This is a genomic window from Streptomyces sp. NPDC054841 (assembly GCF_053611045.1).
In genome coordinates this window covers 1-1689 of record NZ_JBSGZO010000863.1, presented here as the reverse complement: position 1 = coordinate 1689, position 1689 = coordinate 1, and the positions used below count along the sequence as shown (strand labels likewise).

At 67.2% G+C, this 1689-nt stretch carries 1 protein-coding gene; it reads right to left on the bottom strand.

Going from position 1 to position 1689, the window contains the following annotated elements:
* Positions 1-48: 48 nt before the first annotated feature.
* Positions 49-1314 (bottom strand): IS110 family transposase, encoded by a 1266-nt coding sequence (locus ACWGI8_RS44010; protein ID WP_453669207.1) that lies wholly within the window; start codon positions 1312-1314, stop codon positions 49-51.
* Positions 1315-1689 lie beyond the last annotated feature (375 nt).

The following is a 1689-nucleotide window of genomic DNA, read 5'->3' as shown; positions in this document are numbered from 1 at the left end:
CCGGCCGGACGCGGTCGCCGGGGACAAGACATCCCACGCGGATAGGCGTCAAGCCGCGGTGGCAGAGAGATCTTGCGGTGGCTGAGGCGGGAAGGCCTTCGTCTCGTCGTATGCCGTTCCGTTCTGGAGGCAGTGGAAGAGCATGCTCATGAAGCGGTTGAACAGGTTGCGCTGTGCTGCGACGTGGCGGTCGCCGGCTTCTCTGCGGCGGTCGTAGTGGGCTCTGGCACCCGGTGACCTGGTGAGGGAGACGAACGCCCATACGTAGCCGACAGCTGCCAGGCGCTGGTTCTTGACCTTCCGGCTCATGACCACGCAACTCTTGCCGCTGGCCCGGGTGACCGGGGCGCTTCCGGCGTAGGCCTTCAGCGAGCTGGCATTGGCGAACCGGCTCCGGTCGTCGCCGATCTCAGCAAGGACGCGGGCCCCGGTTAAGGATCCAAGGCCGGGAAAGCTGCGGATGATCGGGGCGTCCGGATGCTCGTTGAAGGCTTGGGCTGTGGCTTCTTCGAGCTGGTCTGCGTTGTGACAGGCGGTGTTCAGCTGTCGGAGCAGAGCTGATGTCTGCTGACCGAGGGCTGCCTCGACCTGCGGGAGCTGGTGGAGGTAGTCGCGCTGGAAGACCTCGTGGAGCCTGTTGGCTTCGGCCTGGATGCCGCGGACCCGGCCAGCCTGCTTGAGCAGGGACTGCAGCCGCCGTCGCGTCAGCTTTGCGGCCGCGGTCGGAGTCGGGGCCGCGGCCAGGATGGTGCGGGCCTCCCGCGAGCACAGGCCGTGCTTGTGCTGGGCGAAGGCGTCCAGGATCGCCGGGTAGAACTCGCGCAGCTGGGAGCGGAGCTTGTTGTGGGCCTGGCCGCGGGCCCAGACGGCGTCCTGCTGGGCCCGTGCGAGCACGGCGATCGCCTGCACGAGCTCGGAGTCCGCGGGCAGTGGCCGGTGGGCGGCCATGTCGGTCCGCAGGATGTGGGCCAGGGCCGCGGCGTCGATGGCGTCGGACTTCTTCCGGGCGACGGAGTGGCGATCCCGGTAGCGGGCGACCGCCAGCGGGTTGATTGCGTAGACCGGCCGGCCAGTGGCCCGCAGGCACGACACGAGCAGCCCCCGGGAGGTCTCGATCGCGACAGGGATCGGAGCGTCCGCGCGGTCCCCGTGCTCGATCAACAACGCGGTGAGCTGGGTAAACCCTTCGGCATCGTCACTGATCCGCTGCTTGGCGAGTTGCCTTCCGTTGGCGTCGACCAGCGCGATGTCGTGGTGGTCTTCGGCCCAGTCGACCCCGCAGAACACGGGAGCCGGTAACCCGGTGATCTCCATTCAGCCTCCTCTGTCGTTTTTTCTGCAGGCCAGAGCCTGTGCAGGGTGCGCGTGCTCCCTAATGGAAGTGCTCGAGGCACGTCATCCCACCAGCCGTTCGCAACCCCAGCGAGCGGTACGGCCCTCGGTCTGCTTCAGAGCTGAGGCTCAGGCAGTGGAGAGAGGTGATCCGCACAACCGGCTCGGACTATGAACAGAGAACCGCAGCTGGAGCGGATAGCGAACCCAGCCAACGAAAGACGTCCTGACCTGCCTCGTCACGACCGCTCTGGCTCTTCTGGAGGCAGGTCCACCGTCGTCTCGTGTGTCTCGATGTCCGCCGGTGGGCGCGGAGCCGACCTCGTCTTGTCAACAGGACTCGATGGTCCGGGCATA

Excerpts from the sequence above, each read along its gene's own strand:
- ACWGI8_RS44010 (WP_453669207.1), bottom strand. The coding sequence starts at position 1,314 with ATGGAGATCACCGGGTTACCGGCTCCCGTGTTCTGCGGGGTCGACTGG.